This window comes from Luedemannella flava, assembly GCF_039528515.1.
Lineage (GTDB): Bacteria > Actinomycetota > Actinomycetes > Mycobacteriales > Micromonosporaceae > Luedemannella > Luedemannella flava.
In genome coordinates this window covers 1-25,996 of sequence record NZ_BAAALT010000076.1, presented here as the reverse complement: position 1 = coordinate 25,996, position 25,996 = coordinate 1, and the positions used below count along the sequence as shown (strand labels likewise).

25 protein-coding genes and 1 riboswitch are annotated in these 25,996 nt (G+C 71.4%); of the genes, 9 read left to right on the top strand and 16 right to left on the bottom strand.

Annotated elements, in window-relative coordinates:
* Nucleotides 1-69 precede the first annotated feature (69 nt).
* From ABD211_RS14225 to alc, 6 genes are all read left to right on the top strand, one after another.
* Nucleotides 70-387: an SHOCT domain-containing protein gene (locus tag ABD211_RS14225; RefSeq protein WP_344130701.1), complete on the top strand. Its 318-nt coding sequence runs from the start codon at nt 70-72 to the stop codon at nt 385-387.
* A 191-nt stretch (nt 388-578) separates the two neighbouring features.
* Nucleotides 579-1,211, top strand: coding sequence for a hypothetical protein (locus tag ABD211_RS14220; RefSeq protein ID WP_344130698.1), 633 nt, complete (start codon nt 579-581; stop codon nt 1,209-1,211).
* Nucleotides 1,204-2,235, top strand: coding sequence for an isopenicillin N synthase family dioxygenase (locus ABD211_RS14215; protein WP_344130695.1), 1,032 nt, complete (start codon nt 1,204-1,206; stop codon nt 2,233-2,235). The genes ABD211_RS14220 and ABD211_RS14215 overlap by 8 nt, the downstream gene beginning before the upstream one ends.
* Before the next feature lie 203 nt (nt 2,236-2,438).
* Nucleotides 2,439-3,791, top strand: coding sequence for an allantoinase AllB (gene allB / locus ABD211_RS14210; protein ID WP_344130692.1), 1,353 nt, complete (start codon nt 2,439-2,441; stop codon nt 3,789-3,791).
* A gap of 8 nt (nt 3,792-3,799) precedes the next feature.
* The gene (locus tag ABD211_RS14205; protein WP_344130689.1) at nt 3,800-4,537 is read left to right on the top strand and encodes an aspartate/glutamate racemase family protein; all 738 of its coding nucleotides are present in this window, start codon (nt 3,800-3,802) and stop codon (nt 4,535-4,537) included.
* On the top strand, nt 4,534-5,493 hold the full coding sequence (gene alc, locus ABD211_RS14200; RefSeq protein WP_344130686.1) for an allantoicase: 960 nt from the start codon (nt 4,534-4,536) through the stop codon (nt 5,491-5,493). Before ABD211_RS14205 ends, alc begins: the two co-directional genes overlap by 4 nt.
* 55 nt (nt 5,494-5,548) lie before the next feature.
* Here the strand turns inward: alc and ABD211_RS14195 are convergent, their stop codons facing one another.
* The 8 genes from ABD211_RS14195 to ABD211_RS14160 all read right to left on the bottom strand — a co-directional run bounded on the left by ABD211_RS14195 (nt 5,549) and on the right by ABD211_RS14160 (nt 14,347).
* The gene (locus ABD211_RS14195) at nt 5,549-7,120 is read right to left on the bottom strand and encodes an ABC transporter substrate-binding protein (RefSeq protein ID WP_344130683.1); all 1,572 of its coding nucleotides are present in this window, start codon (nt 7,118-7,120) and stop codon (nt 5,549-5,551) included.
* The gene (locus ABD211_RS14190) at nt 7,117-7,746 is read right to left on the bottom strand and encodes a cysteine hydrolase family protein (RefSeq protein ID WP_344130680.1); all 630 of its coding nucleotides are present in this window, start codon (nt 7,744-7,746) and stop codon (nt 7,117-7,119) included. Before ABD211_RS14190 ends, ABD211_RS14195 begins: the two co-directional genes overlap by 4 nt.
* A gap of 30 nt (nt 7,747-7,776) precedes the next feature.
* Nucleotides 7,777-8,772, bottom strand: coding sequence for an ABC transporter permease (locus ABD211_RS14185; RefSeq protein WP_344130677.1), 996 nt, complete (start codon nt 8,770-8,772; stop codon nt 7,777-7,779).
* 13 nt (nt 8,773-8,785) lie between these two features.
* Nucleotides 8,786-9,655, bottom strand: a complete 870-nt coding sequence (locus ABD211_RS14180; protein ID WP_344130674.1) for an ABC transporter permease — start codon at nt 9,653-9,655, stop codon at nt 8,786-8,788.
* The gene (locus ABD211_RS14175) at nt 9,656-11,653 is read right to left on the bottom strand and encodes a dipeptide ABC transporter ATP-binding protein (RefSeq protein ID WP_344130671.1); all 1,998 of its coding nucleotides are present in this window, start codon (nt 11,651-11,653) and stop codon (nt 9,656-9,658) included.
* 53 nt (nt 11,654-11,706) lie between these two features.
* Nucleotides 11,707-11,806, bottom strand: a riboswitch (guanidine-I (ykkC/yxkD leader).
* A gap of 107 nt (nt 11,807-11,913) precedes the next feature.
* Nucleotides 11,914-12,792, bottom strand: coding sequence for an MBL fold metallo-hydrolase (locus tag ABD211_RS14170; protein ID WP_344130668.1), 879 nt, complete (start codon nt 12,790-12,792; stop codon nt 11,914-11,916).
* A 16-nt stretch (nt 12,793-12,808) separates the two neighbouring features.
* Entirely contained in the window at nt 12,809-13,609 is an 801-nt protein-coding gene (locus tag ABD211_RS14165) for a sulfite exporter TauE/SafE family protein (RefSeq protein ID WP_344130666.1), read from the bottom strand.
* 69 nt (nt 13,610-13,678) lie between these two features.
* The gene (locus ABD211_RS14160) at nt 13,679-14,347 is read right to left on the bottom strand and encodes a GntR family transcriptional regulator (protein ID WP_344130663.1); all 669 of its coding nucleotides are present in this window, start codon (nt 14,345-14,347) and stop codon (nt 13,679-13,681) included.
* 64 nt (nt 14,348-14,411) lie between these two features.
* Here ABD211_RS14160 and ABD211_RS14155 point away from each other — a divergent pair, with 64 nt between their 5' ends.
* Nucleotides 14,412-15,506: an acetamidase/formamidase family protein gene (locus ABD211_RS14155; protein ID WP_344130660.1), complete on the top strand. Its 1,095-nt coding sequence runs from the start codon at nt 14,412-14,414 to the stop codon at nt 15,504-15,506.
* A 5-nt stretch (nt 15,507-15,511) separates the two neighbouring features.
* Here the strand turns inward: ABD211_RS14155 and ABD211_RS14150 are convergent, their stop codons facing one another.
* From ABD211_RS14150 to ABD211_RS14130, 5 genes are read right to left on the bottom strand one after another with little or no spacing between them, the layout of a single operon-like run.
* Entirely contained in the window at nt 15,512-16,708 is a 1,197-nt protein-coding gene (locus ABD211_RS14150; RefSeq protein WP_344130657.1) for an amidohydrolase family protein, read from the bottom strand.
* A 7-nt stretch (nt 16,709-16,715) separates the two neighbouring features.
* On the bottom strand, nt 16,716-18,125 hold the full coding sequence (locus tag ABD211_RS14145; protein WP_344130654.1) for an amidohydrolase family protein: 1,410 nt from the start codon (nt 18,123-18,125) through the stop codon (nt 16,716-16,718).
* Nucleotides 18,122-19,258, bottom strand: coding sequence for a hypothetical protein (locus tag ABD211_RS14140; protein WP_344130651.1), 1,137 nt, complete (start codon nt 19,256-19,258; stop codon nt 18,122-18,124). Before ABD211_RS14140 ends, ABD211_RS14145 begins: the two co-directional genes overlap by 4 nt.
* 28 nt (nt 19,259-19,286) lie before the next feature.
* Complete coding sequence (locus tag ABD211_RS14135; RefSeq protein WP_344130648.1) at nt 19,287-20,084, bottom strand: ABC transporter permease; 798 nt, start codon at nt 20,082-20,084, stop codon at nt 19,287-19,289.
* Between the two features lie 11 nt (nt 20,085-20,095).
* Nucleotides 20,096-20,824: an ABC transporter ATP-binding protein gene (locus ABD211_RS14130; protein ID WP_344130645.1), complete on the bottom strand. Its 729-nt coding sequence runs from the start codon at nt 20,822-20,824 to the stop codon at nt 20,096-20,098.
* A gap of 273 nt (nt 20,825-21,097) precedes the next feature.
* Between ABD211_RS14130 and ABD211_RS14125 the strand changes: the two genes are divergently transcribed.
* Nucleotides 21,098-21,805, top strand: coding sequence for a FadR/GntR family transcriptional regulator (locus ABD211_RS14125; protein ID WP_344130641.1), 708 nt, complete (start codon nt 21,098-21,100; stop codon nt 21,803-21,805).
* Entirely contained in the window at nt 21,802-23,241 is a 1,440-nt protein-coding gene (locus ABD211_RS14120) for an AtzH-like domain-containing protein (protein ID WP_344130638.1), read from the top strand. Before ABD211_RS14125 ends, ABD211_RS14120 begins: the two co-directional genes overlap by 4 nt.
* Nucleotides 23,242-23,401: 160 nt before the next feature.
* On the opposite strand, the gene ABD211_RS14115 is transcribed toward ABD211_RS14120, so the two are convergent.
* From ABD211_RS14115 to ABD211_RS14105, 3 genes are all read right to left on the bottom strand, one after another.
* Complete coding sequence (locus tag ABD211_RS14115; protein ID WP_344130635.1) at nt 23,402-23,956, bottom strand: hypothetical protein; 555 nt, start codon at nt 23,954-23,956, stop codon at nt 23,402-23,404.
* A gap of 146 nt (nt 23,957-24,102) precedes the next feature.
* Nucleotides 24,103-24,438, bottom strand: a complete 336-nt coding sequence (locus ABD211_RS14110; RefSeq protein WP_344130632.1) for a hypothetical protein — start codon at nt 24,436-24,438, stop codon at nt 24,103-24,105.
* Between the two features lie 23 nt (nt 24,439-24,461).
* Nucleotides 24,462-25,996, bottom strand: a 1,535-nt coding sequence (locus ABD211_RS14105; RefSeq protein WP_344130626.1) for an RHS repeat-associated core domain-containing protein, incomplete at its 5' end; no start/stop codon positions are given.

The following is a 25,996-nucleotide window of genomic DNA, read 5'->3' as shown; positions in this document are numbered from 1 at the left end:
GAACTTCGTCCGCGGCGCGCAGTGTGGATCCGTAGGGCTCACAGCCCGAGCCGAGAAGGAGGTACCGCAGTGATGCATAGCTACGCACCGATGTGGCCCATCGGCGGCATGATGGTCGGCTGGCTGCTGGTGACGGGTCTGATCGTATGGGCCGTGGTCACCTACGCCCGTCCGCGTAACGACACGGATAACACCAGGGTGGCTCGGCAGATCCTCGCCGAGCGGTACGCCCGCGGTGAGGTGGACACCGAGGAGTACACCCGACGCCTGACCACCTTGCGGTCGCTCCCCACACAGATCGAGCTAACGCCGGTGGGATTGAACCCGCGACTGGTCGGCCCGACGCTGGGGCCCACAGATCAGATTCGCTCATTGACTGAACGGTAAGCAGTGTCTGCACGCCGATCTCCGAACAGTTCCTGCCGGGAGCAGGCATTGGCGCCGGCTTGAAAGCACTGTGACCCATCGGTGTAATGCGGACGTCACACCGGCGCGGTTTAGTGATCTTTGTGAGTCCGTCCGGCATCGTCCCAGTCGACCCCGCCGAACTATGCGGTGCATGGTCGCGGTCGCTGCTGGTGTTGCCCGATGGCAGCCGTGACGACACCACGTCGGTGACCTGGCTGCAGGGCCGGTCATATTACGTCGACCTGCGCCAGCCGGCCGGGCGGCCGAATTTCGCCGATCCACCCGACGGCGCCGTGCCAGAGGCCGGGTGGCTCGCCGGCCAGCAGGGTTTCGCCGGCCGGCTCGACCACGACGGCACCTGGTTCACCTGGGAGCACCTGATCGACCTGGCGGTGGGCCCGCAGCCCGCCGACGCCGGCGCGCTCGCCTGGGCCGGTGACATCCTTGTCGAGACGGGCCGCGATGAGCCCTATCGCGAGCACTGGCACCGCACCTGCCCGGCCGATCCGGTGGAGGCGGCGGCCGCCCGGCTGCGCGACGTCCGGACGGGTCGGGACGCCGTGCTGGTGCGGGTGCGGGACCAGTTCGGGTACGCCCACGGCCGTTCTCCCGCAGCCCGGGCGGCGGGGCGATTCGACGCCGAGATCGCACTGGGAGTGGTCACGGCGACCGCGTGGCGCATCGAGCGGTCGAGCCTGCCGTGGCGGCAGGGGCAACTGCTGGCCATCGCCCACGACTGGGCCGTCGTGGACGTCGAAGGGGATGCGCAGCTGCTACGCGGGAAGGGACTCACCTATGCCTGACGGGCCACAGAGCTTCACGAGCGTACCCGTGATCGATGTTCGTGGGCTGCGGGACGGCTCCGCGGACGGGCCCGCGGAGGTCGCCGCGGCACTGGGCCGGGCGGCCCGCGAGGTCGGCTTCATGTATGTCACGGGCACCGGCATCCCGCCGGACCTCTGCACCGACCTGCTGGCGGTGACCGAGCGGTTCTTCGCGCTGCCGTACGAGACGAAGATGGCCACCTACATTGGACGGTCGCGCAACCACCGTGGTTACGTGCCCGAGGGCGAGGAGGTCTTCGCCGACGGCGGCAAGGACCACAAAGAAGCCTTCGACCTCGGCCGTGACCTGCCCGCCGACGACCCCGACTATCTGGCCGGCAACCCGATGCTCGGACCCAACCAATGGCCGGACCTGCCCGGGTTCCGGGAGGTGGTGTCGGCCTACTATTCAGCCGTCTTCGACCTGGGCTGCCAACTGCTGCGCGGGTTCGCCCTGGCGCTGGGCGAGCCGGCCGGCTTCTTCGACCGCTACGTCACCCGGCCGCCGAGCCAGCTCCGGCTGATCCACTATCCGGTGGATCCCGGCGCGGAGGACCGGCCCGGCATCGGAGCCCACACCGACTACGAGTGCTTCACCATCCTCAAGCCGACCCGGCCCGGGCTGGAGGCGCGCAACGGCGCGGGGCAGTGGATCGACGTGCCACCACTGCCGGACACCTTCGTGCTCAACATCGGCGACATGCTGGAGTTGTGGACCAACGGGGAGTTCGTGGCCACCACGCACCGGGTGCGCAAGGTGGTCGAAGAGCGCTACTCGTTCCCGCTATTCTTCAGCGTGGATTACCACACGCCGGTCGCGCCGTTGCCGAGGTTCGTCAGCGTGGACCGGCCGCCGCGGCCCGGGCTGATCGCGGGCGAGCATCTGTTCGCGCAGACCGCGCAGAGCTTCGGCTATCTCAAGCGGCGCCTGGCCGAGGGCGAGATCACGTTGCCGGACGGATCGCTCGCGCTCTCCTCGTTTGGCCACACCGTGGCGAAGTAGGCGGAAAGCATCACGTCTGGCATTTATCACCGCGTTGGGGTGGCCGTCAGCGGACCGAGGTAACGGTTGCATCGATGATCATCGCTTACGCACGTTTTCACGTCACGAAAGGCCAACGTGCCGCCGGACCGCGCTGAACAGGCGACACCAGTACGTAACCGCGCAGGTCCGCACACGAAACATCGTGATCGTATACAACCGTAGTGACTGATCATCTCCCGTACGACCTGGTGATCCGGGCCGCACGGGCGGTGACCGGGGCGGGCGAGACCACGTGCGCCGTTGCCGTCTCAGGTGGTCGCATCGCCGCCGTCACCGGTGTCGACGATCCGCTGCCAGCCCACCAGACCATTCGGCTGGCCCCCGACACGGTCTTGTTACCGGGCCTGATCGACACCCACGTGCACCTTCAGGATCCGGGCGGCACCGGATGGGAGGACTTCGCCCACGGTACGACGGCCGCCGCGGCTGGCGGCTTCACCACAGTGGTCGACATGCCGCTGGACAGCTCCCCGGTGACGACATCGGTGGCCGCGCTGACCGCCAAGCGGGCCGCCGCGCGCGGCCGGTGCCACATCGACGTCGGGTTCTGGGGCGGCGTCGTGCCCGGCAACCTGGCTGACCTGGCGCCATTGCGCGCCGCCGGGGCGCTCGGCTTCAAGTGCTTCCTCGGGGAGACCGGCAACCCCGATTTCCCGGCCCTGACCGTCGACGAACTGACGGCGGCGATGCGCGAGACGGCCCGGATCGGGGTGCCGCTGCTGGTGCACGCGGAGTTCACCCCGGAGCACAGCGCGGCGACGGTCCGGACGTACTCGGATTATCTGGCCCGGCATCCCGCGGACCTGGAGGACGCCGCGGTCCTCGCCGTCCTCGACGCCGCCCGTCGCACCGGTGCCCGGGTGCACATCACCCATCTGTCCAGCGCGAACACGGTACCGGCGCTGGCCGCTGCCCGGGCCGACGGCGTGCGGGTGACGGTGGAGACCTGCCCGCACTACCTGACCTTCAGCGCCGACGACGTACCGGACGGGGCGACGCAGTTCAAGGTATGCCCGCCGATCCGGGCGGCGGAGCACCGCGAGCGGCTGTGGGCGGCCATGATCGCGGGCGTGATCGACCAGATCGCGTCGGACCATTCGCCGGGCCCTGCGCCGACCGGCCCCGACTTCGCGGCGGCATTCGGCGGGATCGCGGGACTGCAGCTCACCCTGCCGGCCGTGTGGACGGCCGCCCGATCGCGCGGCGCGACGCCGGCGGACCTGGCCCGCTGGCTGGCGTCCGCGCCGGCGGCGTTCGCCGGGCTCGACGCGCCGACCGGGTCAGGCGGCGGAGGGCGCAAGGGACGCATCGCGGTCGGGTATGACGCTGATCTGTGCGCGTTCGCGCCGGACGAGAGGTTCGTGGTGGACCCCGCCCACCTGCGCAGCCTTCGGCGCTCAACGCCCTACACCGGCCGCGTCCTGTACGGCGTGGTGCGCGGTACCTGGCTGCGTGGGCGACCCATGCCCGACGGCGTGCCCCACGGTCGCGTTCTCACCCACCCCACCACCTGAGGAGCGGCATGCGCATCCTGCTCGTCAATCCGAACACCAACGCCGCCATGACCGGGGCGATGGCCGCGAGCGCCCGGGCGGTCGCCTCGCCCGGCACCGAGATCGTCCCACTGACGCCCCGCTTCGGCGCGGACGCCATCGACTGCAACTTCGAGAGCTACCTGTCGGCCGTCGCGGTGATGGACGCGGTGTCGACTGTCGACACCGGGTTCGACGCGGTGGTGATGGCGGGATTCGGCGAGCACGGCCGGGAGGGCATGCAGGAGCTGGTCGATGTGCCGGTGCTCGACATCGCCGAATGCGCGGCGCACGTGGCGCAGCTGCTGGGGCGGACGTACTCGGTCGTGACGACGCTGCGCCGGTCGGTCGGGGCGATCGAGGACCGTCTGCTCCTTGCCGGCCAGCGGGCCCGGTGCGCGTCGGTGCGCGCCACCGGGCTGGGCACCGCCGAACTGGACGCCGACCCCGACGCGGCCGTCGCGGCGGTCGTCGAACAGGCCCGGCTCGCAGTCGAGGTGGACGGCGCCGAGGTCATCTGCCTCGGTTGCGGCGGCCTGGCCGGCCTGGACGAGGCGATCGGCGCCCGGCTGGGCGTACCCGTCGTCGACGGTGTCACCGCCGCCGTGCGCCTCGCCGAGGCCGTGGTGGGGCTCGGCCTGCGTACCAGCAAGGTCTGCAGTTACGCCCCGCCGCCCGGCAACGCCCTGACCGGGTGGCCGCTGTCGCACCTGGGCGGTGCCCGGTGACCGCGCCGGACGGGCTGGTCGACCTGGCCGGCCGATGGCTGGGCGGCAGTGTGATCGCCGCCAGCGACGAGTCCTTCGGCGAGAAGGAGAACCTGATCGTGCCCGCCCCGGCCACGTTCCGACCGGGCCGCTACGGGCACAAGGGCGAGATCGTCGACGGCTGGGAGACCCGCCGGCACGGCAGCGGCGTCGACTGGGCGCTCGTGCGCCTGGGGGCGCCGGGCGTGATCGCGGCGATCGACGTCGACACCAGCTTCTTCACCGGCAACCACCCGGCGGAGTGCCTCGTGGAGGCGTGCGAGGCGCCCGGCTATCCCGGCCCGGACGAGTTGACCGGGTGGTCGGTGGTGGTGGCCCGCTCGCCGCTGACCGGTGACGGTCACAACCTTTTCGAGGTACGCGCGGCGGCGCGCGCCACGCATGTGCGGCTGACCGTTTTCCCGGACGGTGGGGTGGCCCGGCTGCGGGTCTACGGGACCGTGCTGGCTGATCCGTGGCGGTTCGAGGGGGTCAGCGTCGATCTCGCGGCGCAGGAGCTCGGCGGCCTGGTGGTGGCGAGCAGCGACGGCTTCTACTCCAGCGCGCACGCGCTGAACCGGCCCGGCCTGGCCCGCACGATGGGCGAGGGCTGGGAGACCCGGCGCCGCCGCGACGGCGGGCACGACTGGGCGGTCGTCCGGCTGGCCTGTGCGGGCGTCGTGCGCCAGCTCGAGGTCGACACGTCGTACTACGTCGCCAACGCGTCCACGGCGTGCGCGCTGTACGGGTTCGCGGGCGAGGGCACGCCGGCGGCCGACGACCCGGGCTGGTTTCCGCTGCTGCCCCGCACGGCGCTGCGGCCCGACACCCGCCACCACTTCCCGGTGCCGTTGACGCGGCCGGTCTCGCACGTGCGTGTCGATGCGTTCCCGGATGGCGGCCTGTCCCGCCTGCGGGTCATCGGCCACCGGGCCTGAGCAACGCCGGTGCCCCGCCCACCGAAACCCTTCGGCGGGCGGGGCACGCGTTGACTCAGCCGACCGACAGGTCGGCCACGTACAGGGAGTTCGGCGCTGACACGATGTGCGCCGCCTCGACGCCCTTGAGCCACGGCTGGGCGACCATGAAGTCGTCCTGGTTGATGAGGTTGCGCCAGCAGCCGGTCGCCGCCGCGGCCTCGCCGGCCTTGCCGAACGTCGCGTCGTCGCCGGTCTTGAGCCCGGCCGCCAGCAGGCTGGAGATCTCCGGCGTCGAGCAGTGCAGGAAGTTCAGCCCGCCGCCGGTGTCGGCCGCGATGTGCAGCCACGTGTACGGCGACGCCGCGTCCGGCCAGCCGGCGTAGAGCAGCAGGTCCGGGGCGGTCTTCGCGTCGCCCGTCCAGCCGTACAGTTCGGCCGTCGGGAAGCCCTGCACCTTGACGGTCAGGCCGTACGGGGCGAGCTGGGCGGACAGCAGGTTCGCCACGAGCTGGTGGTCGGCCGAGGCCGAGTCGTACCCGACCGTGATGGTCTTCTGGTCGGCGGGCAGCGAGCCGACCAGGGCCTGCAGCGCCGCTGGGTCGTGGGTGAACGGCTGCTTCGCCAGGCCGTCGGCGAGCATGTGCGCGGGGTATGCCTGGCTGGCCACGGTGCCCCGGCCGGTGAACGCCTGCTTGTGGATAGCGTCGACGTCGATGGCGTTGAGTAGCGCCACCCGGTTGGCGGGCGTCGTCAGGAACGCCCGGGTCGGGTTGACGAACAGGAAGTTCGACATCATCGTCGGCAGCGGGTACGTCTTGACCGTGGTCTTCTTGAGGTACGACTGGACGGCCGACTGCGACAGGTCGTGCATGATGACCGCGAGGTCGCCCTTGTCGAAGAGCACCTGCTGGGTGGACAGGTCGGCGTGCACGGGGATGTCCACGGTGGTGAAGTAGGGCTTCGGGCCCCAGTACCCGTCGTAGGCCTTCATCGCGTAGTGGGAGCCGACGACCGCGTCGGTGATCGTGTACGGTCCGGTGCCCACGTCGTGGGTGAGCAGCCAGGTCTGCGCGTTGTCGCTGCCCGCGTGCTCCTTGAGCGCCGTCGGGCTCATCATCCGGGGCCCGTACGCCGAGGCGAGGTAGCCGAGGAACGCCGAGTCCGGTTCCTTCAGCTTGATCACCACGTGGTAGTCGTCCGGCGTGGTCACCGAGGCGATTCCGGCGACCATGTACGCCGGCCCCTGGTTGACGGCGAGCCGCCGGTCGAACGACGCCTTCACGGCGGCCGACGTGAACGGGGTGCCGTCGTGGAACGTCACACCCTTACGCAGCTCGAAGGTGAACGTCTTGTTGTCCGGCGCGGCCGTCCAACTCGTGGCCAGCGAGGCCACGATCTCGGGCTTGGCGACCCCGCGCTTGTACTGCAGCAGTCCCTCGTACACGTTGGTGGTGAGCAGCAGGCCCTGGCCGGCGTAGAAGATGTCGGGGTCCGGCGGCTGGCCCGGGTCCTGCAGGAAGCTGACCCGCAGCACCTTGTCGGTCGGCGGCTTGGCGGCGGTATCGGTGGCGGCCGGCCCGGTGCAGCCGGCGGCGGCGACCGCCAGGCCGACGGCGAGCGCCCCGGCGGCGAAGGTTCGTTTCATCGGGCCACTCCAGCCAGTTCGTTCTCGGCGAGCGCGGCGAACGCCGCCTCGATCTCCTCCGTGGTCCGGCACGCGCCGGCCTGCAGGTACTCCATGGCGTCCAGGGACGCGTCGTGCCGGGCGACGGTGGAGCCGCCGACGGCGTCGGTGACCACCCGGGTGTAGTAGTCGCGCTGGTGGGCGTCGGCGAACGTGTAGTGCACGCACACGTCGGTGAGCCCGCCGATGAGCACGAGGGTGGACACGCCGAGGCTGCGCAGCAGCAGGTCGAACTCGGTGCCGATGAAGCACGAGTAGCGCCGCTTGACGATGTGGTACTCGCCGTCGCCCGGCACGAGCGTGGGCCACAGGTCGGTGCCCTCGTCGCCCTCCACGCAGTGGGGGCCCTCGAATCCGTCGAGCTCGCGGCCGAAGTCGACGCCGCTGCGCCGGTGCACCTCCTGGAAGAAGATGACCGGTACGCCGGCCGCGCGGGCCGCGGCGACCAGCCGCTCGGACCGTTCGACGCGGTCGGGGAAGCCGGGCATGAAGACCATGCCGGTCACCTCGGGCGGCATTGCCGAGGCCCGCTGGATGTCGACGACGATCAGCGCCGGTTTCCCGACGATGAGGGGTTGTCTAGGCATTCGTTCTCCTGTTCATCTCGTGGGGGTGGCTCAGACGGTGATGCGCGGATCGGCGATCGCCTGCAGCACGTCGACGACCGTGTTGATCACGATGTAGCCGGCGCCGAGCAGCAGCGTCACGCCGGCGATCGCCGGGAAGTCGCCGAAAGGGATGCTCTGGGCGGTGTACTGGCCGATGCCGGGCCAGGCGAAGACCTGCTCGATGACGAGGACGCCGGCGAACATGAGGCCCACCTGCAGCCCAGTCATCGACAGCGCCGGCCCGACCGAGTTGCGCAGCAGGTGCCGGCGCAGCACCCGGCTCTCGGTCAGCCCTTTCGCCCGGGCGGTGCGCGCGAAGTCGCTTGTCGCGTTGCCGAGCAGGCTGGAGCGCAGGACCCGGCCGATCGACACGGCGGGCCCGATCGCGACAGCCAGCGCGGGCAGCAGCAGGTGGGCGAGCGCGTCGACGCTGACGTCGGGCCGGCCGACCAGCAGGCCGTCGATGGTGAGCAGTCCGGTCGGGCCGGCGGGCGCGTCGGCGAAGCTCGTCCGGCCGGCGGCCGGCAGCCAACCCAGCTGCTGGTAGAACAGCAGGACCACGCCGATGCCGACCAGGAACGCCGGCGTGGACGCGCCCGCGAGCAGCACGAACCGGACGACGCCGGCGCCCCACCACCGCAGCGTAGTGGCGACGGCCAGCAGGACGGCCAGCAGCAGTGCCAGGATCAGCCCGTAGAGCGCCAGCTCGGCGGTGGCCGGCACGAATGTACCGAGGTCGGTGCCGACCGGCCGGCGCGTACGGTACGAGGTGCCGAAGTCGCCGCGCAGCAGCCCGGTCACGTAGTGCGCGTACTGCTCCGGGACGGGCCGGTCGAGGCCGAGCGCGTGCCGCTGCCGCTCGACGGCCTGCTGCGACGCGCCGGCGCCGAGCATCGCGTGGACCGGGTCCAGCGGCGACGCCTTCTGCAGCACGAAGACGATCACGGTGAGGGCGAACAGGACCACGACCATCGCCGCGACCCGGGTGGCGATCACCTTCGGCATCGGCGTACTCCCTTCACGCTGCGGCGCGGTTGTCGAGCAGGTCGCGGACCGCGTCGCCGGCGACGTTGCCGATGAGCGCCATGAGCATCACGGCGAGGCCCGGCACGACCGGGATCCACCATTCCTGCAGCAGGTACGACAGGGTCCGGGCGGTGTCGGCGCCCAGCTCCGGGGTGGGCGCGGGCTGCCCGAGGCCGAGGAACGACAGTCCGGCCAGCGTGAGGACCAGCGCGCCGACGTCGAGGCTCGCGGTGATCACGACGGCCGGTACGGTGCCGGGCAGCAGGTGGCGCAGCGCGAGCCGGGCGCGCCCGACCCCGGCGAGCCGGGCCGCCTCCACGTGCGGCCGGGCCGCGAGCGTACGGATCTCGCCGCGCACAATCCGCGCGTAGAACGGCCACCAGACCACCGCGACGGCGAGCAGCGTGTGGGTGAGGCCGGGGCCCAGGGTGGCGGCCACCGCGATCGCGATGACCGGGGCGGGCAGCGCCAGGAACGCGTCAGTGACCCGCATCAGGCCGGTGTCGAGCCACCCGCCGGCCGTGCCGGCCGCCAGCCCGATGAGACCGCCGATGAGCACCCCCGACGCGATGACCGCCAGGGCCGCGAACCAGCTGACCTGCCAGCCGTGCAGAGCGCGGCTGAGCAGGTCGCGGCCGATGCCGTCGGTGCCGAGCAGGAACCCGGGCGACAGTGGCGGCAGCTGCGGCGCCCCGACCGGCATGAGCGGGTCGTACGGGGCCAGCACCGGCGCGGCGGCGGCGATCACCGTGGCCAAGGGCAACAGTGACGCCGCGATCCAGCGGTGCCAGGTCGAACGACGAGCTGTCCACAAGCGGCTGACCCGGTAGCGCGACAATGCCACAGGTTCGGCGACGGCCATCTACCTCACCTCCGGATGGATGCAGGCGGCCAGCGCGCGGCTGGCGGCGCGGTCGTGCACCGCCCGGACCAGCAGCGGCACCAGCGCCGGGTCGGCGCATTCGGGCAGCGCCACCGGGCAGCGGGGATGGAAAGCGCAGCCGGGCGGCGGCCGCAGCGGGCTGGCCGGTTCGCCGGCCAACCCGGTCAGCGGCGCGCCGAGCTCCGGCAGCGCGGCGAGCAGCGCCCGGGTGTAGGGGTGGCGCGGCCGGTGCACCACGTCGTCGACGGGGCCGAGCTCGACGATCCGGCCCAGGTACATGACCGCGACGCGGTCGGCGACCGTAGCGGCGACCGCCAGGTCGTGCGTGACGAACAGCACCGCCATGCCGTGTTCCCGGCGCAACCGGGCGATGAGGTTGAGCACGGTGGCGGCCAGCGTGGCGTCCAGGGCGCTGGTCGGCTCGTCGCAGAGCAGCAGCCGGGGCGGAATGATGGTCGCCCGCGCGAGGGCCACCCGCTGGCACTGTCCGCCGGAGAGCTGCCCGGCTCGGGCGGCCGCGACGGCCGGGCTGAGGCCGACCTCGGCGAGCGCGGCGTCGATGCGGGCGGCGCGCTGCGCGGTGGTCAGCTTGAGCGGCCGCAGCCGCTCGGCGAGCAGCGCGCCGACCGTGAGCCAGGGGGTCAGCGACGCGCCGGCGTGCTGGAACACCATCTGCGGGCGCGACCCACCGGCGTCGGTGACGGCGTCGCCCTGATCGGCCGCTTCCAGTCCCGCGACCACCCGCAGCAGCGTCGACTTGCCCGAGCCGCTCTCCCCCACGATGGCCACGCACTCGCCGTCGCCGACGGACAACGTCACCTCCCGCAGCGCCGTCAGCTTCGTCGCCGACCGCAGCCCGGTGCGGGCGCGGAACGTCTTGGTCACCCGCTGCACGGCGGTGGCCGGCCCGGCTCCGCCGGTCGCGGGCGGCGTGGTGGGTGGTCCCGGTCCGTCGCCGGGCGCCGACGCCGTCTCGGCTCGGACAACATCAGTGGGTACGTAGCATGCACGCGCGTGCTCGCCCGCCGCCACCAGCTCGGGTGGCGTGCTCGCGCACTCCGGTCGCGTGTGGGCGCACCGCCCGGCGAACGGGCAGCCCGGCGGCGGGTCCATGGGGTCGGGCAGCTCGCCGGCGAGCACCGGCAGGGCCCGCGCGCGGGGCGCGTCGAGCCGCAGGCGGGCGCCGAGTAGGCCGAGGGTGTACGGGTGGGTGGCCCGGCGCAGGACCTCGGCGGTGGGTCCGACCTCGGCGAGCCGGCCGGCGTACATGACGGCGACCCGGTCGGCGACCTGACCGGCGACGCCCAGGTCGTGGGTGATGAGCAGGAAGCCGCAGCCCGTGTCGTCGCGCAGCCGCCGCAGCAGGCGCAGCACCTGCGCCTGCACGGTGACGTCCAGCGCGGTGGTGGGCTCGTCCGCGACGACGAGGGCCGGGCTGCCCGCGACCGCCATCGCGATCATCACGCGTTGCCGGAGGCCGCCGGACAGCTCGTGGGGGTAGCTGCGCATGCGTCGTTCGGGGTCGGGGACGCCGGCGGCGCGCAGCAGGTCGACCGCCTTGTCGGCCGTGCCGGCGGCTTCGATGACCTGCGCGCCGACCCGCATGGTGGGGTTGAGCGAGGTCATCGGGTCCTGGAAGACGGCGCCCAGGTGCTCGCGGCGGACCTGACGGCGTACCTGTGGGCTGGCGGCGAGCATGTCGTGGCCCTTGACGGTCACCCGGCCACGGGTGCTGGCGTGCGCCGGCAGCAGGCCGAGCAGGGATAGGCCGAGCACGCTCTTGCCGGAGCCGGACTCGCCGACGACGCAGAAAATCTCATGTGGACGGACGTCGAGGCTCACGCCGCGGACGGCGTGGACGGTGCGGCCGCCGCGGGGGAAGCTCACGTGCAGGTCTGCGACCGACGCCGGGATCGGGTCGGGCCCATCGACCGGCACCGTCGGCACCTGCGGGCCGGCGGATCGCGACCACCGCATGGTCGGCTCCCTGGGTAGGGAGAACCGGCGCAGGTTCGCCGCTTCTCGGCCGAACCTCCCGGGTTTTTGTCCCGCCGTGGAACGGGTGCCGCAGCACCCGCCTCGCCTCTCGGACCAGCCCGCGATCGCGGCGGAACCCTAGGCGCGCCTCACGAGGTGTGAGTCGGTTGTATTCAATGGCCGCCGTGTCACTGTCGTCGGTCCGCGCGATTTCGTCGGCGTAAACTATCGTTGCCGCAGGTCACTATGGACGGACATGGCTACGCGAAGTAGTTGTCCGGAATCCCGTGGTACACAATGAAGTCGTCGAACCGGTGCACGCCCGGCCGGTCGTCGATCGCGGTGATCGCCTCGCGCAGCGCCCGCAGTTGCGCCACGGACATCTGCAGCGGGGGCTCGTCGGGCTGGTACGACGTACGGATCAGGTAGTCGCGGCCGGGCGTCGTGGACATCTCGATGTGGCAGCCGAGCAGGTGGGTGACCGGGTGCGTGGCGCACCACGCGAGCAGCCGGTCGATGGTGGCGGTGAACGCGGCCCAGTCGCGCACGTACAGCCGGCCGGGGTAGACGGTGTCCCCGGTGAACAGGATCCCGGTGTACGCGTCGTAGAACACGGTGGCCGGCTCGTCGTGCCCCGGCCCGGGCAGCACGTCGACGACCCGCCCGCCGAGGTCGATCCGTGCCGTGCCCGACGGCCAGTCCGTGAGGCCGTAGTAGCTCACGACCGCGTCGAGGTCGGTGCCGACGACCGTGGTGTCCGGCCGGTCGGCGAACTGGCCGTCGGCCGCCAGGTGGTCGTGGTGGCTGTGGGTGTGCGCCACGACCAGGCCGTACGCGGGCCGGGGGTGACGGGCGAGCCAGTCCGCGATGAGCTCGTCGACGGTACGCCGCAGCGGTAGGAACTCCGGCTCGGCCGTCGCGCCGGTGTCGACGAGCAGGGCGCGCTCGTTGCCGAACAGCAGGAACATGAACGGCGCCTCGTAGTTCACCGACATGTTCTGCCGCAGGATCACGGTGTGCTCGTCGTACGCGTGCACCTGCAGCTCCGGCGCCGTGTCGTGCCGGGGCGAGACCGCGCCGGCGTGCCAGCGCACGGACAGGTCGCCGGGTGCCGGCCCATCCGCGACAAAATCGATCATGACGGATCCTCGGGAATCAGCGGATGAGCAGGTACACGCCGACGGCGGTACCGAAGATGACGACGGCGACCCGCAGCGGGCCGGGCCGCAACCGTTGGGCGGCCCGGCCGCCGACGACGCCGCCGAGCAGGCTGGCCGGCGCGACCAGCAGCGCCGACCACCAGTCGACCGGGCCGTAGAGGGCGAAGCCGACCAGCGCGACGGTGTTGATGAGCAGGGAGAGCATGGTCTTGACGCCGTTGACCTGGCCGAGGTTCTCGCCCGTGCCCAGGGCGAGGACGGCGAGCAGCACGATCCCTAGCCCGCCGCCGAAGTACGCCCCGTAGACGGCGCCCGCGAAAGTGGCCGCGAGCAGCCCGACGCGGTGCCGACTGACGCCCCCGTCGCCGCCGTCTCCAACAACCCGCCCGCCCACCGGCACGGTGACGGGCCGGCGGGCCGTGAGCCACGCGGAGATCCGCGGCTGGAGGGCGATGACGGCGGTCGCGCCGAGCACCAGGAAGGGCACGAGTGCCCGGAAGACCGAGTCGGGTGCGGTGAGCAGTGCGACAGTGCCCAGGACCGCACCGATGATCGACACCACGCCGAGCGGGACGAGCAGGTCGCGACGCTGGCGCACATTGTGCCGGTAGGTGGCGGCGCCCGAAAGGTAGCCGGGCCACACGGCCACGGTGTTGGTGACGTTGGCGGCCACCGGGGACAGTCCCGTGGCCAGCAGCGCGGGGAACGTCAGCAGCGTGCCGCCGCCCGCGACCGCGTTGACCGCGCCCGCGAGGAAGCCGGCCGACACCAGCAGCACACCTTGCCCCGGCGTCACGCGGATCCACGCAAAATTAGCATGATCATTGTATACAACGCTCGTGTTACGGGCAGGCGCGGAGATCGTTCACGGGACGTTACGCACCCGGTAGGCGGCGTCGGCCTGCCGGATGTGCTCGGCCATCACGGCCCGGGCCAGCTCGGCGTCGCCCTGCTCCAGCGCGTCCACGATGAGCTGGTGCTCTGTCCAGGAGTCGGCCGCCCGGCGGGGCAGCTCCACCGCGTACACCCAGGCGATCTTGTATCTGAGCTGCTCCACGATCGAATTGAGGCTGGTGTTGCCGGACGCCTCGGCGAGGATCGTGTGGAACCGGGTGTTCAGTGCGGGCAGCCTGTCCAGCGTGCCGTGGAAGACGGCCTGCCGGCCCTCGCGGACCACCTCGCGGAGCTGCTCCAGGTGCGCCTCGGTGCGCCGGTGCGCGGCCCGGGCGGCGGCCAGGGGTTCCAGCACGGCGCGGATCTCCAGCAGGTCGGCGGCCTCGTCCGGGGACAACTCGGCGACGAAGGTGCCGTAGTACGGCGCGATGCGGACGAACCCCTCGACGGCCAGCATCCGCAGCGCCTCCCGCACCGGCATCCGCGACACCCCGAACCGTTCGGCCAGCCCGTCCTCGGTGAGCCGCTGACCAGGGGCGAAGACGCCGAGGATCACGTCGTCGCGGATGGCCGCGCACAGCTCGGCCGGGGACCGGCGAACAGTTCGGGGCGACGGCACGGCCTGATCGGTGTTCTCCACGGTCAACCCGCAGCCCTCCCGCGTGATACGTGGGCGAAACGATTGTATGCAATCGTCTTCGCCGATGACATTACTTCAGTTCGGCCGCGGCCCCGTGCAGGGCGACGTGTATCTCGCGTCGCACCCCGACCGCGTCTCATGGGGACTCCTGCCCGACGCCGACGCCAAGCCCGCGCTGACGATGCGCTCGGGTCAGTCGGTCACGATCGACACGATCAGCCACGAGGGCATCATGGAGGACCAGGGCCGCGACCCGCGGGCGTTCTTCGGCGCCCGGGGCGTGCCGGCCGACCTCGTGCTCGACGACGTGGTCGCCCTCGCGGCCAGCGACGTCGCGCACGACCCGGACCTGCACGGCCCGCACGTGGTGACCGGCCCCATCGAGGTGAGCGGCGCCCGCCCCGGCGACGTGCTCGAGGTCGAGGTGCTCGACCTGCGCCAGCGCGCGCCGTACGGGATCATCAGCAACCGCCACGGCCGGGGCGCCCTGCCGGGCGAGATGCCGCAGGTGCCGCCCGGCTGGCCCGCCGGCGAGCCGGTGCCGCCGGTGAGCCTGCTCGCCCGCGCGGACGGTGACACCGGCCTGCTGGCGATCGGTGACGGGCGCGACGTCCGGTTCCCGCTCAACCCGTTCCTCGGCATCATGGGGGTGGCGCCCGCCGAGCCGGGTCCGTGGCACTCCGTGCCGCCCGGCCCGCACGGCGGCAACCTCGACGTGAACCTGCTCGGCGTCGGCGCGAGCCTGTTCCTGCCGGTGCGCCATCCGGGTGCGCTGTTCTACGCCGGCGACCCGCACTTCGCCCAGGGCGACGGCGAGGTGGCGCTCACCGCGTTCGAGGCGCCGCTGCGCGCCACCCTGCGACTGACCGTCCACAGTGACCACCGTAGCCGGGCGCTCGCCGCGAGGTTGACCGCGCCGTGGGCGCGCACCGACGCGTACCACGTGGTTATGGGCCTGGACGCCGACCTCGACGAGGCCATGCGCCGCGCCACGCGCGACGCGCTCGAGTTCCTCGCGCACCACTGCGGCCTGCCGCGCGCCGTCGCGCTGGCCTACCTCAGCGCGGCGGCCGACTTCGAGGTCTCCCAGGTCGTCGACCGGGTCAAGGGCGTGCACTGCTGCCTGCGTCGCACCGATCTCGATCCGCTGCACGGCTGAGCCCCTTACAGCCCGGTCAGCCGGTGCGTCAGGCGCCCCGCGCGGAGGCTGGCCAGGACCGTCGGCGCCTGCAGGATCGCGCCGTCCGGGTCCGTGCTGTCCACGATGGCCAGGTGCGCGTCGGCGCCGAGGTCCGGCCCGTGCGGCGCCAAGCCGAGGATCTCCGCCGGGCCGGAGGTGATCGAGGCGAGCAGCGCGGCCCGGTCGGCCGCCGTGACCAGCCGGCGCGTGATGCCGGCCAACCAGGCGGCCTGCAACAGGCTCCCGTTGCCGTACGGGGAGAACGGGTTGTGCAGGTTGTTGTTGGCGATGGCCACCGTGACGCCGGCCAGGGCGGCCCGGTCGATCGGGGCAAGGCTGCGCGTGCCCGGCTCGCCGTGCCCGGTCAGGTACAGATCCGTGGCGGGCAGCACGACGAGGGCGATGCCCGCGCCGGCGAGCTGGTCGAACGCGCGCGCCTGGGCGTCGGGCGCCATCGCCGCGAGGGTGGTGACGTGGCCGATGGTCACCCGACCGGCCATGCCGTGCGCCAACGTCCGCTCGACGACCAACCCGAGCAGCGAGGCGGCCGGGTCGTCGGTGAAGTCCAGGTGCAGGTCGACGGGCCGGCCGTACCGTTCGGCGAGCGAGAACACCAGGTCGAGGTGAGCGGCCGGGTCCCGGTCCACGTAGGGACAGCCGCCGACCACGTCGAGGCCTTCGGCGAGCGCCGCGTCGAGCAGTTGCGGCATGCCGGGCAGTTCCAGGCCGCGCTGCGGGAACGCGGACAGCTGCAGGCGCAGCCGCTCGCCGGCGTGCTCGGCCAGGTCGCGGTGCAGCTCCACCATGCGCAGCCCGATGGCGGGGTCGATCTCCACGTGCGCCCGCGCCGCCGTCGTGCCGGCCGCGATCAGGGCGTCCACCGCGCGGCGCGCCCCGGCGGCCACGGTCGCCGCCGGCACGGTGCCCCGCATCCGGGCCACGGTGGCGATGGCGTCGGCCAGGTCCGCGGTGACCGCCCCGGCCTCGCCCAGCAGGAAGGCCTTGTCCAGGTGCACATGCGCGTCGACGAACGCCGGCAGCACGACCCGCCCGCCCGCGTCGAACCCACCGGCGCCCTGTCTATCGGCCGGCGCGACGCCCGCTACGCGGCCGTCGACAAAATCAAGATCTACAAGCCCTTTCCCCGGTACGAGCGCCCGCCTGAGCTTTTCGGTCATCATCGCCGCCTTATACGTTCTGGATCCGGCGCGCCGCCGCCGTGTGCCGGCGCAGGATCTCCTCGATGTCGTCGACCACCAGGTGCCCGGCCCGGACGACCGGACGGCCGCCGACCAGCACCTCGCGCGGCGCCCCCGGTCCGCAGCGCAGCCACGCGTCGATCGGGTCGGAGACCGCGCCCGCCCAGGGCAGGCCGGTCACCGGCCAGACGCAGACGTCCGCGTTGGCGCCGGGCGTCAGCTCGCCGATCTCGCCGGTACGCCCGAGGCAGGCCGCCCCGCCCCGGGTGGCCAGCTCCAGCGCGTCGCGGGCGCCGAACGCCGCCGGCCCCGACCGCGCCCGAGCGGCGATCATCGCCATCCGGGTCTCGTGCCACATCGAGGCCATGTCCGAGTTGGCCGAGCCGTCGACCCCGAGGCCGACGGGCACGTCGGCCGCCCGCAGGTCCACCACCGGCGCGATGCCCACCCCCATGAGCAGGCCTGGTGTCGCGCAGTGGGCGACGCCGACCCCGGCGGCACCCAGCCGCGCGATCTCCGCCGCGTCCGGGAAGAAGCAGTGCGCGACCCAGGTGCGCGGCTGCGCCCAGCCGAGCGACTCGAACCACTCCACCGGCCGGCAGCCGTGCAACGCCACGCAGTACGGTTCGTCGGCGGCGTCTCCGGACAGGTGGGTGTGCAGGCGCACGTCCCGGGCGTCGGCCAGCTCGGCCGAGGCCCGCATGAGGCCGGCCGTCGCCCCGAACACCGAGTGCGGGCCCAGCGCGATGCGGGTCATCGCGTCGGCCGCGCGGTCGTGGTACGCGCCGATGAGCCGGTCGCTGTCGGCGAGGACCGCGTCGACGTCCTCGAGCATGTGGTCCGGCATCGGGCTGCCGTCGCGCTGGCCCCGGTCGACGCAGCCGCGCGTCGCGTGGAACCGCAGCCCCGCCTCGCGGGCGGCGAGGATGGACACCTCGACCAGGCTTTCGCGGCCGGGTGGCTGCAGGTACAGGTGGTCACTCGTGGTCGTGGCGCCGCCGAGGGCCAGCTCGGCGAGGCCGACGCGGGTGGACAGGTAGATGTCGTCCTCGGTGACGGTCGACCATAACGGGTAGAGGGCGCCCAGCCAGCCGAGGAAGTCGGTGGTCGTCATCGGCCGGTACGCCCGGGTCAGGTTCTGCCACAGATGGTGGTGGGTGTTGATCAGGCCCGGGGTCACCAGGCAGCCGGCGGCGTCGAGCCGCTCGCGGGCCGCCGGCTCCGTGCCGGCCGGGCCGACCGCGTCAATCCGCCCGTCGCGGACGGCGACCCAACCGCCGGGGATCTCCCGGCGCGCGTCGTCCATCGTGGCCACCAGGGTCGCCCCCGCGATGAGCAGGTCGACCGGGGTGGCCCCGGCGACCGTACGGTCAGCCGGGGCCACCTCGTGTTGGCTCATGGGAGCGTGATGGACGGGTCGATGAACTCGTTGGTGACCAGGTCGGCCGCCTTCAGGCCGTCCGGCACGGTGACGCCACGGGCCGCGAAGATCGGCCGCAGCAGGGCGATGGTGGCGTCCACCCGGGCGTCGTCGAAGTTGCCCAGCGTCGCGTCGGGACCGTTGCCGACCAACTTGAGGTCCTTCATCACGGTGACCGCGTTGGCGTTGCCGTCCGCGGTGATCGGCGGCCCGCCCTGGATCGTCTGGCCGATCTTCACCAGCGTGGCGTTGGTGGCGGTCGGGTCCTTCATGTAGTCCACCTGGGCCTGCTGGATCATGGGAACCAGCTTCTTGAGGCAGGCGCTGTTGGCCGCGAACTCGTCGGACCGCACGGCCAGACCCTGCGGGTAGATGGTGTACCCGGAGTCGTGGATGAGCAGCGACTTGACCGGCTTCTTCCACTCGGCGACGTCGTGCTCCCAGCGGTACGGCTCGTTGCTGGCGTACCCCTGCTGGATCACCTTGCCGCGGTCGGCGACGAACCGGGCCGGGGTGCCGTCGAACGACGCGTCGAGCATGTCCTTGGTGACGTAGCCCTTGCTCACCAGGTAGTCCATGAACGGCATGCCCTCGATGTAGATCACCTTCGCCTTGGTGGCGGCCACATCGGTCCACGCGTTGACGGTGTACGTCGCCGGGTCCCACATGAGGACCTGCGGGTTGATGTCCAGCGGGGCGACGACGGCCCTGGTGGGGAACTTGGCGGCCGCGCCGACCGCGTCGTCGGTCGCGACGTAGCCGAGGTAGATGGACTTGTCCTGGTACATCTGCTGCGGGATCGGCGTGAACCCGATGAACGGGCCGCCGAGGCGGACCTCGATGCTGACCCCGGTGGCGCCCAGCTTGCCGGTGTAGGTGCCCTTCTTGGCGTCGATGGTGCCGTCCGGGCCGGCGAGCTGGAACGCGGCGGCGCGCTCCGGCGTGGCGTACCAGTCGATCTGGATCGGGATCGTCGCCGGGCAGATACCGGCCAGCGAACCGGTGGTGGCGGTGGGGGCCGGCGCGGCGTCGGCGCCGCAGGCGGCGAGCGCCACCCCGGCGGCCAGGACGACCGCGAAGAAGGCGGGTTTCCGACCTGTGAAAGTGCGCATGGATCTCCTCAAGAACGTGTTCGCGAAGTCAGGAGGCGGATACAGCGGTGCGGGTGGTGCGCTGGGCGTGGCGTCGTCGCTGCACCCAGGTGCCGAGGAGGTCGAAGGACCAGAACAGGACCAGGCCGACCAGAGAGGACAGGAACAGGGCGGTGAGCAGCCGCTCCGTGGACAACTGCTGGCGGTAGACGTCGATGAGCCGACCGATGCCGGGCTCGCCCTGCCGGAAGAAGAAGTCCGCGATGATCGCGCCGACCATGGACAGCCCAGCGGAGATCTTGAACCCGTTGATCATCGCAGGCAGCGCGGCGGGCACCTGCAACCGCAGCAGGCGCTGCCACCGCCCGGCCCGGTAGAGCGCCAGCAGGTCGTGCAGGCCAGGCTCGACCGACTTCACGCCGAACAACGTGCTCGTGATGATCGGGAACAGCGACACCAGGACGCAGACCGTCACCCGGCTGGTGAAGTCGTAGCCGAACCAGTAGCCCAGCTGCGACACGACCGCGAGGATCGGGATCGTCTGCAGCAGCACCGCGTACGGGTAGATCGAGATCTCCACCCATCGGGCCTGGCTCATCAGCAGCCCGAGCGACACGCCGACCACCATGGAGACCGCGAGGCCGACGAGCGCCACCACGGTTGTCGACCACAGGCCGGCCAGCAGCTGCTCGCGCGCCGCCGGGTCGAACAGCCCCAGGCGCAGCACCTCCATGGGCGGCGGCAACAGGAACCGCTCCCCCGGTTCGAGCAACGTCGTACTGGCGAACTGCCAGAACCCCAGTACGCCCACGAACACCAGCAGCGGGGCGACCAGGCGACTTACCATCCCGGCCCGGCTCATACGGCCACCTCCGCGGCACCGCGGAGGGCGGCGGAGACGGTGGCTGCCGTGGCGGCGAACTCGGGCGAGTACCGGGACTCGGGCGGTCGCGGATAGTCGAACGGCACCGGGATGTCGGCGACGATCCGGCCCGGACGCCCGGAGAGCACCACGACCCGGGTAGCCAGGAAGACCCCCTCGGGGATGGAGTGCGTGACGAACAGCCCGGCGAAGGACTCCGCGACGAACAGACTGTTGAGTTCCTCGCCCAGCCGTTCGCGGGTCATCTCGTCGAGCGCGCCGAACGGCTCGTCGAACAGGTACAGGTCCGGGCGCATCGTCAGGGCGCGGGCGATGGAGACCCGCATCCGCATGCCGCCGGACAGCTGCGCGGGACGGTGCCGTTCGAACCCGGTCAGGCCGACCCGCGCGATGGCGTCCGCGGCGAGCCGGCGGCGCTCGGTCGCGGGCAGGCCCGCGAGCTGTCCGGGCAGCTCGACGTTGCGTTGCACGCTGCGCCACGGCATCAGGGTCGCGTCCTGGAACACGTAGCCGAGCGAGTCGCCGGTCACGGACACCGTGCCGGCGGTCGGCCCCTGAAAGCCGGCGGCCAGTCGCAGCAGGGTCGACTTCCCGCAACCGGACGGCCCCACCAACGCGACCATCTCGCCTCTGTGGACCGTCAGGTCGACGCCCGCCAGCGCCTGGGTGCCGCCGAAGGCCACGCTGACGCCCGCGAACTCCACTGCGGGGGCGCTGTCGTATACAGCTTGGCCAGCCCGATCCGGCACCGGATCACGAGGCGACGCATCAGTAGCCCATAGCTGACTGCTCACGGTATCGCCCTCTCGGTCAACGCCACACTTTGGCGAATCCCGTTGTATACGACGACCGTTGCCTATCAAGATCTGTCTGGTAACGCGCATGTTTCGCGGGTTCGGCGCGGGGATCAATGTTCGACATCGGCGGCCCGATCCTGCAAACTTGGTCGGACCAAAGTACCAAGATTGAGGTTGGTCATGGATCCTGCGCCGCCGGTCCGTCGCGATCGCGCCATCAGTGGCGAGGTCGGGGCATACCTCGAACGCCTCACCCGCGACCTGCGGCCCGGCGACCGGCTCCCGCCCGAGCGGCAGCTCGCCGAGACGCTCGCGGTGTCGCGCACGTCGGTCCGGGAGGCGCTGCGCGAACTGGAGCAGCGTCGGCTGATCGCGCGCAGCCCCGGACGCGGGACGACGGTACTCGCCCCACCGGCCGCGGCCGACGCGCTCACCGAACTGGCCGGCGACGCCGCCGAACAGGCCGATGTAGCGGAGCTGCGGCTGCTCGTCGAACCACAGATCGCCGGCCTCGCCGCCCGGCGGGCCACCGACACCGACCTCGTGGTGCTCGAGCAGACGCTCACCGGCTCCCACGCGGGGCTGACCGCGGCCGAGTCGCTGGACCTGGACATGCGCTTTCACCTGCAGCTCGCCGCCGCAGCCCATAACCCGCTCCTGGTGTCGTTGTGCGACCTCACCAACACCTGGGTCCGCGACGTACGCCTGCGCTCCCACCGCTCGCGGGCCGGCCGCCGCTCGTCGGTCGAATGGCACCACCGGATCTACCAGGCGGTCGCCGCGGGAGACGAGGCGGCCGCCCGCCAGGCGATGACCGACCACCTCGCCGCCGTCGCCACGCTGGTCCGGCAGACACCCCGATCCGAAAGGTTGGCCCCGGTACGGTGACACCGGCATTCCCCGACGGGCTCATGGCGGCGTTCGACGCCTACGAGCAAGCCCTCAACGACGACGACCTGGCCACCATGGACCAGCTGTTCGCGCCGGGTCCCCGGACGCTGCGCGGTGACCGTGGCGGGCTGCTGGTCGGGCACGACCAGATCAGCGCGTTCCGGCGGGTCCGGGGCGGCGCGCCGGCCCGCGACCTGGCCGAGGTGCGCGTACATGTCATCGACGACAACGCGGCGGTGGTCACCGCCGTGACCGCCCCACGACGCGGCGGCCACGGCCTGCAATCCCAGCTCTGGCGCCGCGTCAACGGCTCATGGGTGATCGTCGCCGCGCACGTGAGCCCCGCCCCGACGACGTTCGACGCGACCGTCTGGCGGATCGTCGGCGCTCCCCTGGTCGCCGGTGCGCCGCACGGTCCACTCGCCGGGGAAACCGTCGCCGTCAAGGACCTGTTCGAGGTCGCGGGGTACCAGGTAGGCGCGGGCGTCCCGGCGTACCTGGCCGAGCAGCCCGCGGCGACCCGCCACGCGGACGCGGTGGCCCGGCTCCTCGACGCCGGCGCCACCGTACGCGGCATCGCCCACACCGACCAGTTCGCGTACTCCCTGGCGGGCGACAACCCGCACTACGGAACGCCACCCAACGCCGCCGTGCCCGCCGCCGTACCTGGCGGATCAACCAGCGGGCCCGCGACCGCCGTCGCTCTCGGCGACGCATCCATCGGACTGGGCACCGACACCGCCGGATCGATCCGGGTGCCGGCCTCGTACCAGGGACTGTGGGGGCTTCGCTCGACGCACGGCGCGGTACCCACAGCCGGCCTGGTCGCACTGGCCCCAGACTTCGACACGGTCGGCCTGCTCACCCGCGACCCCCACACCCTGGTACGCGCGACCGCCGCGCTGGTCGACGACGCCGGTGTCGCGGTACCGGACGATGTGGTCGGACTCGATGACGTCGGGTTCGATCTCGCCGCGATGCTCGATCCGTTCCGGACCCATCAGGGCTTCCAGGCGTGGCAGTTGCACGGCGACTGGATCCGTGCCCATCCCGATGCGCTGCGGGGCTCGGCGGCGGCACGGTTCGAGGCGGCGTCGCGGATCACCCCCGCCGAGGACGACGCCGCCCGGCGGGCCCTGGCGGCGGCACGGGAGCTGATCGACGCCCGTCTGGGCACCGCCGTCCTCAGCCTGCCCAGCGCATCGTCGCCGGCACCACGGCTGTGGGCGACACAGACCGAGGTCGACGCAACTCGTCAGGCCACCCTGCAGCTCACCTGTGTGGCCGCGATCAGCGGTCGGCCCGTCGTATGCGCACCAGCGAACAGCACGCCCGACGGCCCGATCGGCCGGTCATACATCGGACCACGCGGCAGCGACCTCGCACTGGTGCGCTGGGCCGCACAGCGCGACGCGGGCAACCGACGCGCTTGAAGCCAGCGGGTGGCGCGAACGGAGCATCAACGAGTTGTGGAAGTCGAGAGATTCGTCCGCCCGGTTACAGCCACCCAGTGACTTTGTCGCTACGCGGTTCCGGCTAGCAGGGCATTCGGTAGGCGCGCGTGAGTGCCGAAAGGTCATCCGTCACCAGCGTTCAGCGCCGGAGGAGGAGCACTTCCCCGACTAGGAAGTGCTCACCGGGGAGCAGGACAATCCGTCGACGGAAGATGTCACACCCGGGAGCGGCCATGCTCCCCACATGCTCCCCAAGTAAGGCCCAAACAGCAATAGACCTGTTACCGGACCACCAGTAACAGGCCATATGAACTGCAAATAGATTTTCGGCAGGTACAACGCCCAGTTGCGGAACGTAAGCGACGAGGCCCGACGCATCCGCCACCACATGCCCGATCCGGTACATGGTCCGGACGAGCCACTCAACATCCGCGCCGCCGTGCCAGAACGGCAGGTTGATGGCCGCCTCACCAGACCGGTAGCGCACGGTAATGCCGCTGGGCTGGTGCGTCAGCGTGCGGCTCGGGCCGTCCTCGCCCAGGACAACCTCGCCGACGACGTCCCGCGCGCCGGCAACGATGGCGTCCCACGCCTCCGGGTCGGGCGGCTCACCCGTATCCTTCCGTTCGCCATCCGACGCCTCCAGCCAAGACTGTCCGACGGGCTTAGGTAGCAAGATGAGATCAAAACTCATGGCCGTCAGGTTAGGGCGTGCATCAAGTCGATCACAGCCACTGTTGATACCTGTAGTGCCCACTCCCGTGAAGCGGCAGTCATCAACCTCGATTTCTAACATGTCGAACGTCAACGGCCTACTGCCGACAGCGGTCGAAATGCCCTCTATGTATCCCTCTTGCTGGCGGCACGACCGCGTCGCAGGGGGCGGACAAGGTCCGCCGTGAAGACCCTGGCGAACTCCCACTGCGCGTGAGGGTTGAACACACTGCGATGCCGCAGGCTCATCGAGATGGCGAGGTAGGTCGCGGCGCAGAAGTAGACCAGAATGCTCACGGCGGCTGTCGCGGCGGCAGCAATCACGATGACTCCCACGACCGGCTTTGGCACCGCAGTGTGCTGCAGTGCCGCGCCGATGCCGAACGCGAGGAAGGAGAGGAAGCCGATCTGGAAGGTCACCACGGACACGCGATAGGACGCGCGCGACCGCAACTGCTCCATCTCGCCATCCTTCAGAATTCGCCTCATCCGCCGAACCAATCAGCTATCTGGGAGTACTCGAGCCGCTGCACGTAGGTGGTTGACTGACCGCCGACCAGACTACCGCCGCCGCCTGGTCCGACCATGATGTCGACTGTCCACACATCCTCGCCGGTCATCGACGACTGACCGTAGGAGTAGGTCGCATACCCGGAGACCCCGTAGCCTCCCCCGCCAGTGACATACTTGAATTGGTCCTTTTGGTCCTCAATGTCACCGCCCGAGAAGATAATGCCAGGGCCATAGAAGCCGCCGAAGGTCACTCCCTCATGCCCGCCAAACGTCTCCATCAAGCCGACACCCTTGCCGTCGAAGGCGAGACATATACTGCCGCCGTAGCCCACGTAGGCGCCGATGTCGCCGCCGAAGCAAACGCCGAACATCTTGATGCCGCCCTCAGTGTCGGACCCGGGGCAGTCGTACGCTCCAGTCTGGCCGATCATCTTACAGCCGGCCGGCAACGGCAGGCCGTCGCCCCAAGCGCTAGGCGTCGGAGTCTTACTGGGCCCCGTCCGCGCGCTCGTGCTGCCCGGTGGTGGTGCCGTCGGGATGGGCACCGGCTTGTCGGTGGGGAAAGTGATCGTTACGCGGATGGTCACGCTCGGGCCGGCGCCGGAGCTGCCCGAACCGCAGGTGCGGCTCACGTAGTCGTTCAGCGTGCAGCCACCGCCAGAACCGGAGCCGCCTCCAGAACCACCGCCGCCTCCCCCACCACCGCCGCCGGAGCCACTGTTCGCGTTCTGGCAGTAGTACTGCGCGTAGACGTCCGTGTAGTTACAGGTCGACAGACCAGTCGGGTCGGTGCGGGTAACCGGCGTGTTGTCGGCGTACGAGTACCCGTTCAGCGAGAGCGGGTTCTCCGACTCAAAGAGCGAGTCGACGCTGATGAACCGCCCGAGCCCGGCGTCGTACTCGCGCGCCCCTATGTGGACCAGTCCGGTCGGGTCGTTGTCGCCACCGACGAATCCCTTCGGATTGGGCCAGGACACCCCGGCGCCGCGGGCGACGCCGTACGGCATCTGGAGGCGCGTGGTGATGGCCTGGGTCCCTGCCGTCACGGTGGTCGCCTGGGTGCCCTGATGATCACCGATGAGCCACACCAGCGCCCCGCCGGTGGTCATCTGGGCGCAGGTCTCACCGGCCCATACGTAGTAGCGGGTCGCCGTGACGGCACCGGACGACTTGGTCCGGACGAGCTCCATCCCGGGCAGGTAGAGCGTCGTGGTCGTCGGTGTGTCGGCGACGAGCCGGGTGCCGTCCGTGGTGTAGGTGTAGCGATGCGTCTGCCCACCGGTCGACAGCGTCGCGAGGCGCCCCTCCGGGTCCCAGGTGAGCGTCTGGCTGTTGGCCCCGCCGGGACACGTGTTGGCGGTCGTGGCAACCGGTCGGCAGGTGGTGTTGCCGATGTTGTCATACCCGTAGGAGAGCGTGGTCGATCCGGTCACCGCGTTCGTGACGCTGTGCGGCATCGCGCCGGTCGGGTAGTTGTAGTCGGTGGTGGTGTTCGCCGTGGTGGTAT

Excerpts from the sequence above, each read along its gene's own strand:
- ABD211_RS14215 (WP_344130695.1), top strand. The coding sequence starts at position 1,204 with ATGCCTGACGGGCCACAGAGCTTCACGAGCGTACCCGTGATCGATGTT.
- ABD211_RS14205 (WP_344130689.1), top strand. The coding sequence starts at position 3,800 with ATGCGCATCCTGCTCGTCAATCCGAACACCAACGCCGCCATGACCGGG.
- ABD211_RS14195 (WP_344130683.1), bottom strand. The coding sequence starts at position 7,120 with ATGAAACGAACCTTCGCCGCCGGGGCGCTCGCCGTCGGCCTGGCGGTC.
- ABD211_RS14190 (WP_344130680.1), bottom strand. The coding sequence starts at position 7,746 with ATGCCTAGACAACCCCTCATCGTCGGGAAACCGGCGCTGATCGTCGTC.
- ABD211_RS14185 (WP_344130677.1), bottom strand. The coding sequence starts at position 8,772 with ATGCCGAAGGTGATCGCCACCCGGGTCGCGGCGATGGTCGTGGTCCTG.
- ABD211_RS14180 (WP_344130674.1), bottom strand. The coding sequence starts at position 9,655 with ATGGCCGTCGCCGAACCTGTGGCATTGTCGCGCTACCGGGTCAGCCGC.
- ABD211_RS14175 (WP_344130671.1), bottom strand. The coding sequence starts at position 11,653 with ATGCGGTGGTCGCGATCCGCCGGCCCGCAGGTGCCGACGGTGCCGGTC.
- ABD211_RS14170 (WP_344130668.1), bottom strand. The coding sequence starts at position 12,792 with ATGATCGATTTTGTCGCGGATGGGCCGGCACCCGGCGACCTGTCCGTG.
- ABD211_RS14155 (WP_344130660.1), top strand. The coding sequence starts at position 14,412 with ATGACATTACTTCAGTTCGGCCGCGGCCCCGTGCAGGGCGACGTGTAT.
- ABD211_RS14150 (WP_344130657.1), bottom strand. The coding sequence starts at position 16,708 with ATGATGACCGAAAAGCTCAGGCGGGCGCTCGTACCGGGGAAAGGGCTT.
- ABD211_RS14145 (WP_344130654.1), bottom strand. The coding sequence starts at position 18,125 with ATGAGCCAACACGAGGTGGCCCCGGCTGACCGTACGGTCGCCGGGGCC.
- ABD211_RS14140 (WP_344130651.1), bottom strand. The coding sequence starts at position 19,258 with ATGCGCACTTTCACAGGTCGGAAACCCGCCTTCTTCGCGGTCGTCCTG.
- ABD211_RS14135 (WP_344130648.1), bottom strand. The coding sequence starts at position 20,084 with ATGGTAAGTCGCCTGGTCGCCCCGCTGCTGGTGTTCGTGGGCGTACTG.
- ABD211_RS14125 (WP_344130641.1), top strand. The coding sequence starts at position 21,098 with ATGGATCCTGCGCCGCCGGTCCGTCGCGATCGCGCCATCAGTGGCGAG.
- ABD211_RS14115 (WP_344130635.1), bottom strand. The coding sequence starts at position 23,956 with ATGAGTTTTGATCTCATCTTGCTACCTAAGCCCGTCGGACAGTCTTGG.
- ABD211_RS14110 (WP_344130632.1), bottom strand. The coding sequence starts at position 24,438 with ATGGAGCAGTTGCGGTCGCGCGCGTCCTATCGCGTGTCCGTGGTGACC.